General features: G+C 61.5%; 11 protein-coding genes and 1 pseudogene. 9 read left to right on the plus strand and 3 right to left on the minus strand.

The features are described 5' to 3' along the window. Positions 1 to 68: 68 nt before the first annotated feature. On the plus strand, positions 69 to 1,043 hold the full coding sequence (locus tag VRB54_RS21665; protein WP_338478687.1) for an alpha/beta hydrolase family protein: 975 nt from the start codon (positions 69 to 71) through the stop codon (positions 1,041 to 1,043). 128 nt (positions 1,044 to 1,171) lie between these two features. Here the strand turns inward: VRB54_RS21665 and VRB54_RS21670 are convergent, their stop codons facing one another. From VRB54_RS21670 to VRB54_RS21680, 3 genes and pseudogenes are all read right to left on the minus strand, one after another. Further along, entirely contained in the window at positions 1,172 to 1,939 is a 768-nt protein-coding gene (locus tag VRB54_RS21670) for a TerB family tellurite resistance protein (RefSeq protein WP_338478688.1), read from the minus strand. A gap of 1 nt (position 1,940) precedes the next feature. Further along, the gene (gene murU / locus VRB54_RS21675) at positions 1,941 to 2,615 is read right to left on the minus strand and encodes an N-acetylmuramate alpha-1-phosphate uridylyltransferase MurU (protein WP_338478689.1); all 675 of its coding nucleotides are present in this window, start codon (positions 2,613 to 2,615) and stop codon (positions 1,941 to 1,943) included. Beyond that, a pseudogene (locus VRB54_RS21680) lies at positions 2,612 to 3,635 on the minus strand (aminoglycoside phosphotransferase family protein). The gene murU and the pseudogene VRB54_RS21680 overlap by 4 nt, the downstream one beginning before the upstream one ends. Positions 3,636 to 3,765: 130 nt before the next feature. On the opposite strand from VRB54_RS21680, the gene VRB54_RS21685 reads away from it, so the two are divergent. From VRB54_RS21685 to VRB54_RS21720, 8 genes are all read left to right on the plus strand, one after another. After that, on the plus strand, positions 3,766 to 6,576 hold the full coding sequence (locus VRB54_RS21685; RefSeq protein ID WP_338478690.1) for an LPS-assembly protein LptD: 2,811 nt from the start codon (positions 3,766 to 3,768) through the stop codon (positions 6,574 to 6,576). Next, the gene (locus VRB54_RS21690; protein ID WP_338478691.1) at positions 6,557 to 7,891 is read left to right on the plus strand and encodes a peptidylprolyl isomerase; all 1,335 of its coding nucleotides are present in this window, start codon (positions 6,557 to 6,559) and stop codon (positions 7,889 to 7,891) included. Before VRB54_RS21685 ends, VRB54_RS21690 begins: the two co-directional genes overlap by 20 nt. Beyond that, entirely contained in the window at positions 7,888 to 8,877 is a 990-nt protein-coding gene (gene pdxA / locus VRB54_RS21695; RefSeq protein ID WP_338478692.1) for a 4-hydroxythreonine-4-phosphate dehydrogenase PdxA, read from the plus strand. The genes VRB54_RS21690 and pdxA overlap by 4 nt, the downstream gene beginning before the upstream one ends. Next, complete coding sequence (gene rsmA / locus VRB54_RS21700; RefSeq protein WP_338478693.1) at positions 8,874 to 9,686, plus strand: 16S rRNA (adenine(1518)-N(6)/adenine(1519)-N(6))-dimethyltransferase RsmA; 813 nt, start codon at positions 8,874 to 8,876, stop codon at positions 9,684 to 9,686. Before pdxA ends, rsmA begins: the two co-directional genes overlap by 4 nt. A gap of 237 nt (positions 9,687 to 9,923) precedes the next feature. Beyond that, a complete protein-coding gene (apaG, locus tag VRB54_RS21705) occupies positions 9,924 to 10,304 on the plus strand; it encodes a Co2+/Mg2+ efflux protein ApaG (protein WP_015373096.1) in 381 nt (126 codons plus the stop codon). Continuing rightward, entirely contained in the window at positions 10,304 to 11,149 is an 846-nt protein-coding gene (locus VRB54_RS21710) for a symmetrical bis(5'-nucleosyl)-tetraphosphatase (RefSeq protein WP_338478694.1), read from the plus strand. Before apaG ends, VRB54_RS21710 begins: the two co-directional genes overlap by 1 nt. Positions 11,150 to 11,158: 9 nt before the next feature. Then, positions 11,159 to 11,488, plus strand: coding sequence for a thiosulfate sulfurtransferase GlpE (gene glpE / locus VRB54_RS21715; RefSeq protein WP_338478695.1), 330 nt, complete (start codon positions 11,159 to 11,161; stop codon positions 11,486 to 11,488). Between the two features lie 283 nt (positions 11,489 to 11,771). Then, the gene (locus tag VRB54_RS21720; protein ID WP_338478696.1) at positions 11,772 to 13,694 is read left to right on the plus strand and encodes a PrkA family serine protein kinase; all 1,923 of its coding nucleotides are present in this window, start codon (positions 11,772 to 11,774) and stop codon (positions 13,692 to 13,694) included. The last annotated feature ends 32 nt before the right edge of the window (positions 13,695 to 13,726 follow it).

The following is a 13,726-nucleotide window of genomic DNA, read 5'->3' on the forward strand; positions in this document are numbered from 1 at the left end:
TCTCACGTCACTGACAAATACTGACCAACCCATTAGGCTGCTGGAATCATTCCGGCCGGGAAGCAACAATGCCATCACATAACCGCTCAGCAGTGCCAGCATTGTGCCTGTCGCTGCTATTTACCAGCGCCTTTTCTGTCCAGGCCGCCGACGCCCCTGCGCCCGCCGCCGAAAAACCGGCCGAGCGCCAGCCTCTGGTGGAGCGCAGCCAGGAAGAGTCCGCCGCCCTCGAGCGCCAGGTCCCGCGTGGCGAGCAGCAACAACTGCAGGCTGGCAGCGAGTCATTTCTGGCCCTGTGGAAGCCGGCCAACAGCGCCGAACCTGAAGGTGTGGTGATTATCGTGCCGGGTGCCGGGGAAACGGCGGACTGGCCGCAGGCAGTTGCGCCGCTGCGACGTAAATTGCCGGACGCCAACTGGGGCACGCTCAGTTTGTCGCTGCCGGACGTGAACCTCGATACCCTGCCGCCGCGGGTGATGGAATCCCCCAAGGCCGCCGTCGACACCAGCAGCAAGGAAGGCAGCACCGCCGCCAAGCCGATCGAACAGGCCGCCAGCGCCGAGGCCGAAGGCACCGACCCGGCGGTGGTACCCGGTGCGGATGAACAGGACAAGACCGACGCCAAGCGCATCTTCGACCGTATCGACGCTGCCGTCGCCTTCGCCCAGGCCCAGAGCGCGCGCAGCGTGGTGCTGCTCGGCCATGGCACCGGTGCCTGGTGGGCTGCGCGTTACCTGAGCGAAAAACAACCGGCCCAGGTGCAGAAACTGGTGATGGTGGCCGGCAAGACCCCGCCGGCCCGCCAGCCAGACCTGCTGCAACTGGCACCGGCGCTGAAACTGCCGACTGCAGACGTCTTCTATCAAGACAGCGCAGCCGCCAGCAAAAACGCCCTGGCACGCAGCCAGGCCGCCAAGCGCGCGAAAAATGAGGGTTACAAGCAGGTGTCGCTCAAGACGCTGCCCGGCAACAGCTCGGCCGAGCAGGAGCAGTTGTACCGCAGGGTTCGCGGCTGGCTGAGTCCCCAGGGCAGTGCCGACTGACACCATAGAACCAGGTTGAATGCTTAAACCCAGTAGTCAGGGGGCCATTGTGGCAAGCCCGCTCGCCACAGAGGTCTTCGGTCGGAAGCAACTCCTCCTGTATTCATTGGGTTGTCATTTCGACACTGTCAGCGAAAATCCCGTCGCTCGCGAATCAACGCATATGCATTGTGCAACTCCCGGGTACGTTCGGTGGCCTCGCGCACTTGCGCGGGGCTGGCGCCTGTGCCGGCGATTTTATCCGGGTGATGGCGGCTGAGCAGGCGACGGTAGGCACGCTTGATCACGGAAGGCTCGCTCGTCGCGGTCACCCCCAGAATGCGCAGGGCGTCCTGATAGGCGCCGCCCCGGTTGGCCACCGGCTTGCGCTCCGGCGCATAGTCGGACGCCAGCGCCTGCAACTGTTGCGGGGTCCAGCCCAGCCATTTGCCCCACAGGTCGATGAGGTCACGCTCGGCGTTGTCGGCCTTGCCGTCCGCCCAGGCCATGCGCCAGCAGGCGCGCAGCACGCCTTCCGCCGCATGGGGCTGGGCCTTGAGCACGCGCAAATAGGTGCGCACCCGGTCGGATCCGGACTTGCCGCGGTTAAAGGCGGCAATCGCCCGGCGCCTGGCCGGCTCGCTCATGTCCAGCCCGCGCATTTCCTGGCGGGCCTGCTGGATATGCCCGTCCACCACGCGGCCGTTGCTTTTGGCCAGACGACCCAGCAGCACAAACAACAGTTCGTCGTTGCGCAACACCGGGCGCCCACCCAGGCGTTCACGCAACTGTTCCCAGCTTTGCAACTGCAGGCGGCGGTCCAGCGCCTGCCCCAGCAATGCGCCCAATAAAGCCCCCGGAATACTGGCAATGGCATAGCCAGCCCCGGCGCCGATCAGCGTCCCTGGCCACAACATGCTAGCGCCCCGCTGTCAGCAGGGTTTCGACCTGCGCCAGACGCTCCAGCGTGCCGACATCAATCCAGCGTCCCGTCATGTGCTCTCCCGTTACCTGATCCCTGGCCATCGCCTCACGCAACAACGGCGCGAGTTTGAAGGCGCCAGCGCTGCAACCCGCGAACAAATGTGGGTCGAGCACTGAAATGCCACTGAAGGTCAGGTTATCGGCACCGGGCGCCGCATCATGAAGCAGGCCGTCGTCCAGGCGAAAATCCCCGCCCGAAGGGTGGTGCGTCGGGTTGTCGACCATCACCAGGTGGGCCAGGCCCTGAATCGGCTGTTTGAGACAGGTAAAGTCGTAGTCGGTCCAGATATCGCCATTGACCACCAGAAACGGCTCATCCCCCAGCAGCGGCAAGGCCTGGAAAATCCCGCCGCCGGTTTCCAGCGGCTCGCCCTCGGCGGAATAACGGATGCGCACACCGAACTGCGCGCCGTCGCCAAGGTAGCGCTCGATCTGCTGGCCGAGCCAGGCATGATTGATCACGATCTCGGTAAAGCCGGCCCCGGTCAGCGCCTCCAGGTGATACTCGATCAAGCGCTTGCCGCCGGCCTGCACCAGCGGCTTGGGCGTGTGCAGGGTGAGCGGGCGCATGCGCTCGCCCTTGCCGGCCGCCAGAATCATCGCCTTCATAACACGGCCTCGGCCGGCTGGCGCAGGCTGCAAAGCAGCTCACCCAGCGCATCGAGTTCGGGGCGATCGGCGAGCACGGCTTCTATATAAGCAAAGAAACGTGGCACATCCGCCAGGTAACGCGGCTTGCCGTCGCGGTGGCAGATGCGCGCGAAGATGCCGATGACCTTGAGATGACGTTGCACGCCCATCAGGTCGCTGGCACGCAGGAAGTCGGCGAAATCCGCCTGCACCGGGATGCCCAGTTGTACGGCGCGCTCCCAGTAACCGCGCTGCCATTCATGCACGCGGGCCTGGGGCCAGCTGAGGAAGGCATCCTTGAACAGGCAGGTGATGTCGTAGGTGACCGGGCCGTAGACTGCGTCCTGGAAGTCGAGTACGCCGGGATTGGGCGTGCTGAGCATGAGGTTGCGCGGCATGTAGTCGCGGTGCACCAACACCTTGGGCTGGGCCAGGGCGCTGTCGATCAGCAGGTCGCTGGCGCGCTGCCAGAGAGCCTGCTGCTGCGGGTCTAGTTCCACACCCAGGTGCCGACGCACGTACCACTCGGGGAACAATTCCAGCTCGCGGCGCAGCAAGGCCACGTCGTAACTGGGCAGCGGCTCGTCCATCGGCAACTGCTGAAAAGCCAGCAAGGCATCGATGGCATCGGCGAACAGGTCGTCGGCATTTTGCGTGTCGATCACGTCAAGGAAGGTCTTTGTGCCCAGGTCATTGAGCAAAAGAAAGCCGCGCGGCAGATCTTCTGCATAAATTTTTGGGACATTTATTCCTGATTTCGCCAGCAAATGAGCGATATCGACGAAAGGTTTGCAGTTTTCCTGGGGGGTGGCGCGTCCATCACGACCAACGTGCGGCCGCCCCCTCCCAACGGAAGTAGCGCCTGAAACTCGCGTCGCTGCTGGCCGCAGTCAATGTGGCCGGGGGTACGGCACCCCAGTCCTGAGCGTTGAAAAGGATCGGCAACTGCTCATCCAGCCAGACTTCCAGCTGTTGTAAACGTAGATCGTGCTCGGGCATTACAAGGGTCTCCGACGGCGCTAGCCGTCAAGCGGGGCATGCTTTATTATCACGCATCTTTTTCAGACCATCGAGAGGCGTGCGGCCCAAACCGCGGGCAGATGGCACGCAGGAAGCCCGGACTAATAAGATGGCATTGAAATCCCCCGCGTTTCGTAGAAAATTTCCGTTGCTGGTAACCGGCAGTCTGCTGGCCATGCAACCTTTCGCCACCTCATTCGTGGTCGCCGCGGAACAGTATGACTGCTCAGTCTCTGCTTCGGGTGCCTGGGATTGCGCGCCGAAAACCGCCGCCGCCCCATTACCACCGCGCCCGGTGCATGACGGCGCTGCCGTCAGCTCGGCCAACAGCACGGCCCAGGCCGCTGCGGGCGGCACTGCCGAGGCCGAGCCGAAGACGGCGCTGGTCACCGAATCCAAGGGCCGTGGCCTGCGTTCGCGCAGCGCCGACTACAGCCACCTGGACTGGGTGCCGCGCAATAAGCTGACCGCAGCCCAGCTGGCCGAAACAGGCCCGTACTGCGGTGGTGCGTACATCGAGCCGATTCGTCCTGGCATGAACGACAAGACGGACAAGAGCGATGCGCCCACCTTCATCGGTGCCAAAGCCTCCCGCTACGAGCAGGAGTCGCAGGTCGCGACCCTCGCCGGTGACGTGGTCATGCGCCAGGGCAGCATGCAGCTCGAATCCCAGGAAGCCAGCCTGTACCAGGCCGAGAACCGTGGCGAGCTGAACGGTAACGTGCGTCTGCGCGACAATGGCGCGCTGATCGTCGGCGACCATGCCGAGGTCCAGCTGGACACCGGTGCTGCGCAAATCGACAACGCCGAGTACGTGATGCACAAGTCGCGAATCCGCGGCAACGCGCTGTACGCCAAGCGTGCCGAAAACGCGATCATCCGTCTCAAGGACGGTACGTACACCACCTGCGAGCCGGACAGCAATGCCTGGCAACTGCGCGGCAACAACATCACGTTGAACCCGGCCACCGGTTTCGGTACGGCCACCAACGCGACGTTGCGGGTCAAGAACATCCCGATCCTGTACACCCCGTACATCTACTTCCCGATCGATGACCGTCGTCAGTCCGGCTTCCTGCCGCCGAGCTTCAGCACCGGCAGCGAGACCGGCTTTACCCTGGTAACGCCGTACTACTTCAACCTGGCGCCGAATTACGACGCCACGTTGTACCCGCAGTACATGACCAAACGCGGCATGATGATGGAAGGCGAATTCCGCTACCTCACCAAGTCCAGCGAAGGCCAGTTCGGCGGCGCGTACCTGAACGACGACAACGACGAGCGCAGCAAGCAGACTGATTACGAGAAAACCCGCTATATGGTCAATTGGCAGCACCGTGGCGGGTTGGATTCACGCGTGACGACCGGGGTGGACTACACCCGCATCAGTGACCCTTACTACTTCCAGGACCTCAAGACCTACGAAGAAGGCGTCGAGAAAAGGGATGCACTCAACCAGCAAGGCTCTGTGACGTATCGAGGCGACAGCTACCAAGCGCGCTTGAATGTGCAGGCATCGCAACTGGCGACCATCTCCCAGATCACGCCGTATGACCGTTTGCCGCAGATCACTTTCAACGGTGCACTGCCCTACCATCCGGGCGGGCTGAACTTCAGCTATGAAACCGAAGCAGTCCGTTTTGAGCGGGATCTGCAGACCGGCAGCTTTACCGATGAGAACGGTGCAACATCTGCTCGCCTGGACACCCTTGTCAACGGCCTGACCCGTGCAAACGGTACTCGCCTGAACGTGGCACCCGCTGTCGAATACCCGATGGATTGGACTTACGGCTTTATTACGCCGAAGCTCAAGTACGTTTATACAAAGTACGATCTGGATCTGGACAGCAAAGGCAAGAACGACATTATTGTCTCGCAAGCTGCCGCTACGGCTGCGTCGCCTTATGCCGGAGGCGTATTCAAGAGTTCCCAGGACCGTGCCATTCCGGTGGCCAGTGTCGACAGCGGCTTGTACTTCGACCGCAACACCAACTGGTTCGGCAAAGACTATCGCCAGACCTTGGAACCGCGTGCGTTTTACCTCTATGTGCCAAACAAGGACCAGAGCGATATCCCGGTCTTTGATAGCAGCGAATATACATTCAGCTACGCCTCGCTGTTCCGTGACAACCGCTTCAGCGGCAGCGACCGTATTGGTGACGAAAACAAGCTGTCGCTGGGCGTGACCAGTCGCTGGATCGAAGAGAACGGCTTTGAGCGTCAGCGTGTTTCTGTCGGTCAGGCGTTGTACTTCAAGGACCGCAAGGTGCAATTGCCGGGCATCCTGGCCTCCGACCGCGCGGACGCGCAATCGGATGTGTCGCCAATCGCCCTGGACTACGAGTTCCGCTTCAACCGCGACTGGCGTGCCACTGCCGACTACAACTGGGATACGGAAACACATACCCCGCGCTCCGGCAGTGCCATGTTCCACTACCAGCCGGAAGACAATCCGAACAAGATCATCAACCTCGGTTACCGCTATCGTAACGACCAGGTGGTCTATAACCAGCTGACCGGCAAATGGCAGTTCGGTGGTGACTTCGGCTCGGTAGGGCAACCGAACTTCGTGAAGGATTACTACAAAATCCAGCAACACGACTTCTCGATGATGTGGCCGATCATTCCTCAGTGGAACCTGATCACCCGCTGGCAGTATGACTACGCCCGCAACCGCACTCTGGAAGCCTTCGGTGGTTTCGAGTACGACAACTGCTGCTGGAAACTGCGCGTCATCAACCGTTACTGGGTTTCCAACGACGAATACACGCAGATCGCCCCGCTTAACGAAAAGGGTGACCACGGGCTCTTCTTCCAGATCGTCCTCAAAGGACTCGGCGGCCTGACCGGCGCCAAGGTAGAGAGCTTCCTCGACAAAGGCATTCAAGGTTATCGTCAACGTGAAGATCAAGCTTTCTGATTGTGTGCGCCCGCTCCTGCTGGGCGCGCTGTTCCTGGGTGCCGCATCGGCGCACGCTGCGGTTCAACAGCTGGATAAGGTCGTGGCCATCGTCGATAACGACGTGATCATGCAGAGCCAACTGGACCAACGCGTCAAGGAAGTTCAGCAGACCATCGCCAAGCGTGGCGGTGGTGTGCCGCCGACCAGCGTGCTGGATCAGCAGGTACTCGAGCGCCTGATCGTCGAAAACCTGCAACTGCAGATCGGCGAGCGTTCCGGCATCCGTATTTCGGACGAAGAACTGAACCAGGCCGTCGGTACCATTGCTCAGCGCAACAACATGAGCATTGACCAGTTCCGCGCTGCCCTGGCCCACGATGGTCTTTCCTATGAAGACGCCCGTGACCAGATCCGCCGCGAGATGATCATCAGCCGTGTACGCCAGCGCCGTGTGGCCGAGCGGGTTCAGGTATCCGAGCAGGAAGTGAAGAACTTCCTCGCGTCGGACCTGGGCAAGATGCAGCTTTCCGAAGAACTGCACCTGGCCAATATCCTGATCCCGACCCCGGACAGTGCCAACTCCGAGCAGCTCAACGCCGCCGCCGCGAAAACCCAGGCTATCTATGATCGCCTGAAGGCCGGCGCCGACTTTGCGCAAATGGCCATTGCCCAATCCGGCAGCGACAACGCCCTCGAAGGTGGTGACATGGGCTGGCGTAAAGCCGCGCAACTGCCGCCTCCGTTCGACCGTGAGCTGAGCGCCATGGAAGTCGGCGGCATTACTCAGCCGGCTCGTACTCCGGGTGGTTTCATTATCCTGAAGCTGCTGGAGCGTCGTGGCGGCGAGACCTCGCTCAAAGACGAAGTGCATGTGCGTCATATCCTGGTCAAGCCAAGCGAAATCCGTTCCGAGGCGCAAACCAAGGAACTGGCCCAGAAGATCTATGACCGCATCGAAAGCGGTGAAGACTTCGCCACCCTGGTCAAGAGCTTCTCGGAAGACCCGGGTTCTGCCCTCAACGGCGGCGACCTCAACTGGATCGACCCGCGTGCGCTGGTACCGGAGTTCCAGGACGTAATGGCCAAGACCCCGCAAGGCGTGCTGTCCAAGCCGTTCAAGACTCAATACGGCTGGCACGTGCTGGAAGTCCTCGGCCGTCGCGCTACCGACAACACCAACCAGGCCCGCGAACAACAAGCGCTGACCGTGCTGCGTAACCGCAAGTACGACGAAGAGCTGCAAACCTGGTTGCGTCAGATCCGTGACGAAGCTTACGTGGAAAACAAGCTGCCAGGCGCCGAGCAAACAGGCACCGACCAGGCAACTCAGTGAAACCACAGCGTTTCGCAGTGACACCCGGCGAGCCGGCCGGCATTGGTCCAGACCTGTGCCTGCTGCTCGCCTCGCACGCCCAGCCCCATCCCCTGATCGCTATTACCAGCCGCGACCTGCTCCTTGAGCGGGCCGCGCAGTTGGATGTGGCTGTCACACTGCTGGACGTGGCGCCGGGCAACTGGCCCGAGCTGCCGGCCCCGGCGGGCAGCCTGTACGTGTGGGACACGCCCTTGCAGGCCAGGGTCGTTGCCGGTCAGTTGGACAAGGCCAACGCGGCCTTCGTACTCGAAACCCTCGCCCGCGCAGGCCTTGGCTGCCTCAACGGTGACTTCGCCGGCATGATCACCGCCCCGGTGCACAAGGGCGTGATCAATGAATCCGGCATTGCCTTTTCCGGGCATACCGAATTCCTCGCCGAACTGACCCATACCGAACAAGTGGTGATGATGCTGGCCACCCGCGGCCTGCGCGTCGCCCTGGTGACCACGCACCTGCCACTGCGGGACGTCGCCGACGCCATCACCGCCGAGCGAGTGGAGCGTGTGACGCGCATCCTGCACGCCGACCTGCAACACAAATTCGGCATTGCCCGGCCCCGCATCCTGGTCTGTGGGCTCAACCCACACGCCGGCGAAGGCGGCCACCTGGGCCATGAAGAAATCGACATCATCGAACCCACCCTGGAGCGTCTGCGCCAAGAAGGCATGGACCTGCGCGGCCCGCTGCCGGCGGACACTCTGTTTACCCCCAAGTATCTGGAGCACTGCGACGCAGTGCTGGCGATGTACCACGACCAGGGACTGCCCGTGCTGAAGTACAAAGGCTTCGGCGCCGCCGTCAACGTGACACTGGGCCTGCCGATCATCCGCACCTCCGTCGACCATGGCACCGCCCTGGACCTCGCGGGCAGCGGCAAAATCGATACCGGCAGCCTGCACGTGGCCCTGGAAACCGCCTATCAGATGGCCGAGACCCGTATATGACCGAGCATTACCAACACCGGGCACGCAAGCGCTTCGGGCAAAACTTCCTGCACGATGCAGGCGTAATCGACCGCATCCTGCGCTCCATCCATGCCAAGCCAGAAGATCGCCTGCTGGAAATCGGCCCGGGCCAGGGCGCGTTGACCCAAGGTCTGCTGGCCAGCGGCGGCCAACTCGACGTGGTTGAGCTGGACAAGGACCTGATCCCGATCCTCAACCAGCAGTTCGCCGGCAAGACCAACTTCAACCTGCACCAGGGCGACGCGCTGAAGTTCGACTTCAACAGCCTCAATGCCGTGCCCAACAGCCTGCGGGTAGTGGGCAACCTGCCCTACAACATCTCCACACCGCTGATCTTTCACCTGCTCAACAACGCCTCGATCATCCGCGACATGCACTTCATGCTGCAAAAGGAAGTGGTCGAGCGTCTGGCGGCAGGCCCTGGCGGCGGTGATTGGGGCCGGCTGTCGATCATGGTTCAGTACCATTGTCGCGTGGAGCACTTGTTCAACGTCGGCCCCGGCGCGTTCAACCCGCCGCCGAAGGTCGACTCGGCCATCGTGCGCCTGGTGCCCCACGCCGTGCTGCCACATCCAGCCAAGGATCACAAACTGCTGGAGCGCGTGGTGCGTGAGGCGTTCAACCAACGCCGCAAAACCTTGCGCAACACGCTCAAGGCACTGCTGAGCAATGCCGAAATCGAAGCCGCCGGCGTCGACGGCAGCCTGCGTCCCGAGCAACTGGACCTCGCAGCCTTCGTGCGCCTGGCCGACCAGTTGGCCATCCAGCCTGCGCCAGCAGTGGAATAAGGCTCAAGCCTCGACACAATCCAAATGTGGGAGGGGCTTGCTCCCGATTGCAGAGTGTCAGTCGATGCGTGGCTGACTGATCCGCCGCTATCGGGAGCAAGCCCCCTCCCACAATTGAATCCAGTGATGCCGGCAGATGTTCAAAGCCCCGGAGAGCATGTCTGGCCTAGTGCCCACCTCTTGGCCTAGACTGACCCGCATCTGCTGTCTTCCGCTTTTGCTTTTAAGGCCTCTTGCATGTCCGATCCTCGCTACCAGATCGACGTCAGCGTCGTCACCCGCTTTCTGGCGGACCAATCCCAACCCGAACACAACCGCTTCGCCTTTGCCTACACCATCACGGTGAAGAACAACGGGCTGGTGCCGGCCAAGCTGTTGTCGCGCCACTGGGTGATTACCGACGGCGACGGCCAGGTCGAGGAAGTACGCGGCGCGGGCGTGGTCGGCCAACAGCCGTTGATCGACAGCGGCGCCAGCCACACCTACAGCAGCGGCACGGTGATGACTTCAAGGGTCGGCACCATGCAAGGCTCGTATCAGATGAAAGCCACCGACGGCCAGCTGTTCGACGCCATCATCAAGCCGTTCCGCCTCGCCGTGCCCGGGGCCCTGCACTGATGGCGACGTACGCGGTCGGCGACCTGCAGGGCTGCCTGGATCCCCTCAAGCGCCTGCTCGAGCGCGTGGCCTTCGACCCGGCGCAAGATCGACTGTGGCTGGTCGGCGATCTGGTCAACCGCGGCCCGCAGTCCCTGGAAACCCTGCGCTACCTCTATGGCCTGCGTGACTCGCTGATGTGTGTGCTGGGCAACCATGATCTGCATCTGCTGGCGGCCGGCCGTAATATCGAGCGCCTGAAAAAGGGCGATACCCTGCGCGAAATCCTCGAAGCGCCGGACCGCACCGAACTGCTGGAATGGGTGCGCCGGCAAAAAATCATGCATTACGACGAAGCGCGCAACATGGCGCTGGTGCATGCGGGCATTGCGCCGCAGTGGACGCTGAAAAAAGCCCTCAAGTGCGCCGCCGAAGTCGAAATCGCCCTGGCCGACGATAACCTCTATACCGCCTACCTCGATGGCATGTACGGCAACGAACCGGTCAAATGGGACAATGACCTCACCGGCGTGGCACGCCTGCGGGTGATCACCAACTACTTTACGCGCATGCGCTTCTGCACCGCCGATGGCAAGCTGGATCTCAAGACCAAGGAAGGCACCGACAGTGCGCCACCGGGCTACAAGCCCTGGTTCGCCCACAAGGAGCGCAAGACCCGCGACACGAAGATCATCTTTGGCCACTGGGCCGCCCTCGAAGGCAACTGCGATGAGCCCGGCGTGTTCGCTCTCGACACCGGCTGCGTGTGGGGCGGCGCCATGACCCTGATGAACATCGACACCGGCGAGCGTCTCAGTTGCCAGTGCCAATCCCCTCTCCCATCACAGACGGCCGCCCAGCCCTAGGAGCCCGCCATGAGCGAATTCAAACGTATCCCTCCCGAACAAGCCCAGGCCCTGCGCGAGCAAGGCGCCGTGGTGGTCGATATTCGTGACCAGCCGACGTATGCAGCCGCGCACATCAGCGGCGCCCGGCATCTGGACAACGTCAATATTCAGGACTTCATCCGCGCCGCCGATCTCGACGCGCCGCTGATCGTGGCCTGCTACCACGGCAACTCCAGCCAGAGCGCCGCCGCTTACCTGGTCAGCCAGGGGTTCTCCGACGTCTATAGCCTGGACGGCGGCTTTGAGCTGTGGCGTGCGATCTATCCCGCAGAAATTTCCTCGGGCGATCCGCAATAATTTTTTTCATACCCCGCCACCCCGCGTGATGCTTGGGCTTGCGCCGTTTCTGACGAACGGCGCGGGCAAACTAATTACGCATCACGCCTTGACCTCCACGATTCCGAACTATCCTTAAGCGCAGGCCATCCAAATCAGGGGAGAGCCGGTACACCGGCGCACGGGTCATCGGTAGCGTTTCAGGGTGTTCTGGGGGAAACAGCCATTGGTGTCTGCCAATGGTTGCCAGCATCGACTGATTGATCCGGCGTCGGCTCCACGTATCGAGCGAGGTGACGACGTCATGAGTATCTTTAGCCACTTCCAACAACGCTTTGCGTCCACACAGCAGGAAGAACTCACGCTTCAAGAGTATCTGGAGCTGTGCAAACAGGACCGCAGCACCTACGCGTCGGCCGCCGAGCGCCTGCTATTGGCGATCGGCGAGCCGGAGCTGGTGGAGACCGCGAACAATTCGCGCCTGTCGCGAATATTCTCCAACAAGGTGATCCGTCGCTATCCGGCCTTTGAAGACTTCCACGGAATGGAAGAATGCATTGACCAGATCGTCTCCTACTTCCGCCACGCCGCCCAAGGCCTGGAAGAGAAGAAACAGATTCTCTACCTGCTCGGCCCGGTGGGCGGCGGTAAATCCTCCCTCGCCGAAAAGCTCAAACAACTGATCGAAAAGGTCCCCTTCTACGCCATCAAGGGCTCGCCGGTGTTCGAGTCGCCCCTGGGGTTGTTCAACGCCACGGAAGATGGCGCGATCCTCGAAGAAGACTTCGGCATCCCACGGCGTTACCTCAACACCATCATGTCGCCATGGGCCACCAAGCGCCTGGCCGAGTTCGGTGGTGATATCAGCCAGTTCCGCGTGGTCAAGCTCTACCCTTCGATCCTCAACCAGATCGGGGTGGCCAAGACCGAGCCCGGCGATGAAAACAACCAGGATATTTCGGCGCTGGTGGGCAAGGTCGATATCCGCAAACTCGAGGAATTCCCTCAGAACGACGCCGACGCCTACAGCTACTCGGGCGCGCTGTGCCGGGCCAACCAGGGCCTGATGGAATTCGTGGAGATGTTCAAGGCGCCGATCAAGGTGCTGCACCCACTGCTCACCGCCACGCAGGAAGGTAACTACAACAGCACCGAGGGCCTGGGGGCGATTCCGTTCAACGGCATCCTGCTGGCCCACTCCAACGAATCGGAATGGCACACCTTCCGCAACAACAAGAACAACGAAGCCTTCATCGACCGGATCTACATCGTCAAGGTGCCGTACTGCCTGCGGGTGAGCGACGAGATCAAGATCTACGACAAGCTGCTGTTCAACAGCTCGCTGGCCAAGGCCCACTGCGCGCCGGACACCCTGAAGATGCTCGCGCAGTTCACCGTGCTGTCGCGCCTCAAGGAGCCGGAAAACTCGAATATCTATTCGAAGATGCGTGTGTACGACGGCGAAAACCTCAAGGACACCGATCCGAAAGCCAAGTCGATTCAGGAATACCGCGACACGGCGGGCGTGGACGAGGGCATGAACGGCCTGTCGACGCGCTTTGCGTTCAAGATTTTGTCCAAGGTCTTCAACTTCGACCCCCACGAAATCGCCGCCAACCCGGTGCACTTGCTCTATGTGCTGGAACAGCAGATCGAACAGGAGCAGTTCCAGGCCGAAACCCGCGAGCGCTACCTGCGCTTCCTCAAGGAATACCTGGCGCCGCGCTATATCGAATTCATCGGCAAGGAGATCCAGACCGCGTATCTCGAATCCTACAGCGAGTACGGCCAGAACATCTTCGACCGCTACGTGCTGTACGCCGACTTCTGGATTCAAGATCAGGAATACCGCGACCCGGAAACCGGCGAAATCCTCAACCGCGTGGCCCTCAACGAGGAACTGGAAAAAATCGAAAAACCGGCCGGCATTAGCAATCCGAAGGATTTCCGCAACGAAATCGTCAACTTCGTACTGCGCGCCCGCGCCAACAACAACGGCAAGAACCCCACCTGGCTCAGTTACGAGAAGCTGCGCGTGGTCATCGAGAAGAAAATGTTCTCCAACACCGAGGACCTGTTGCCGGTCATCAGCTTCAATGCCAAGGCCAGCAAGGAGGATCAGCAAAAACACAACGACTTCGTCACACGCATGGTCGAGCGAGGCTATACCGACAAACAGGTACGACTGCTGTCGGAATGGTACCTACGGGTCCGGAAATCGCAGTGAGAGCAGTAGCTGCAAGCTTCTAGCTACAAGCT

This window comes from Pseudomonas trivialis, from assembly GCF_036864995.1.
GTDB lineage: Bacteria > Pseudomonadota > Gammaproteobacteria > Pseudomonadales > Pseudomonadaceae > Aquipseudomonas > Aquipseudomonas trivialis.

What these genes read in the sequence shown, in the direction of transcription:
- VRB54_RS21665 (WP_338478687.1), top strand. Translation starts at nt 69, where the DNA reads ATGCCATCACATAACCGCTCAGCAGTGCCAGCATTGTGCCTGTCGCTG.
- VRB54_RS21670 (WP_338478688.1), bottom strand. Translation starts at nt 1,939, where the DNA reads ATGTTGTGGCCAGGGACGCTGATCGGCGCCGGGGCTGGCTATGCCATT.
- murU (WP_338478689.1), bottom strand. Translation starts at nt 2,615, where the DNA reads ATGAAGGCGATGATTCTGGCGGCCGGCAAGGGCGAGCGCATGCGCCCG.
- VRB54_RS21685 (WP_338478690.1), top strand. Translation starts at nt 3,766, where the DNA reads ATGGCATTGAAATCCCCCGCGTTTCGTAGAAAATTTCCGTTGCTGGTA.
- rsmA (WP_338478693.1), top strand. Translation starts at nt 8,874, where the DNA reads ATGACCGAGCATTACCAACACCGGGCACGCAAGCGCTTCGGGCAAAAC.
- apaG (WP_015373096.1), top strand. Translation starts at nt 9,924, where the DNA reads ATGTCCGATCCTCGCTACCAGATCGACGTCAGCGTCGTCACCCGCTTT.
- VRB54_RS21710 (WP_338478694.1), top strand. Translation starts at nt 10,304, where the DNA reads ATGGCGACGTACGCGGTCGGCGACCTGCAGGGCTGCCTGGATCCCCTC.
- glpE (WP_338478695.1), top strand. Translation starts at nt 11,159, where the DNA reads ATGAGCGAATTCAAACGTATCCCTCCCGAACAAGCCCAGGCCCTGCGC.
- VRB54_RS21720 (WP_338478696.1), top strand. Translation starts at nt 11,772, where the DNA reads ATGAGTATCTTTAGCCACTTCCAACAACGCTTTGCGTCCACACAGCAG.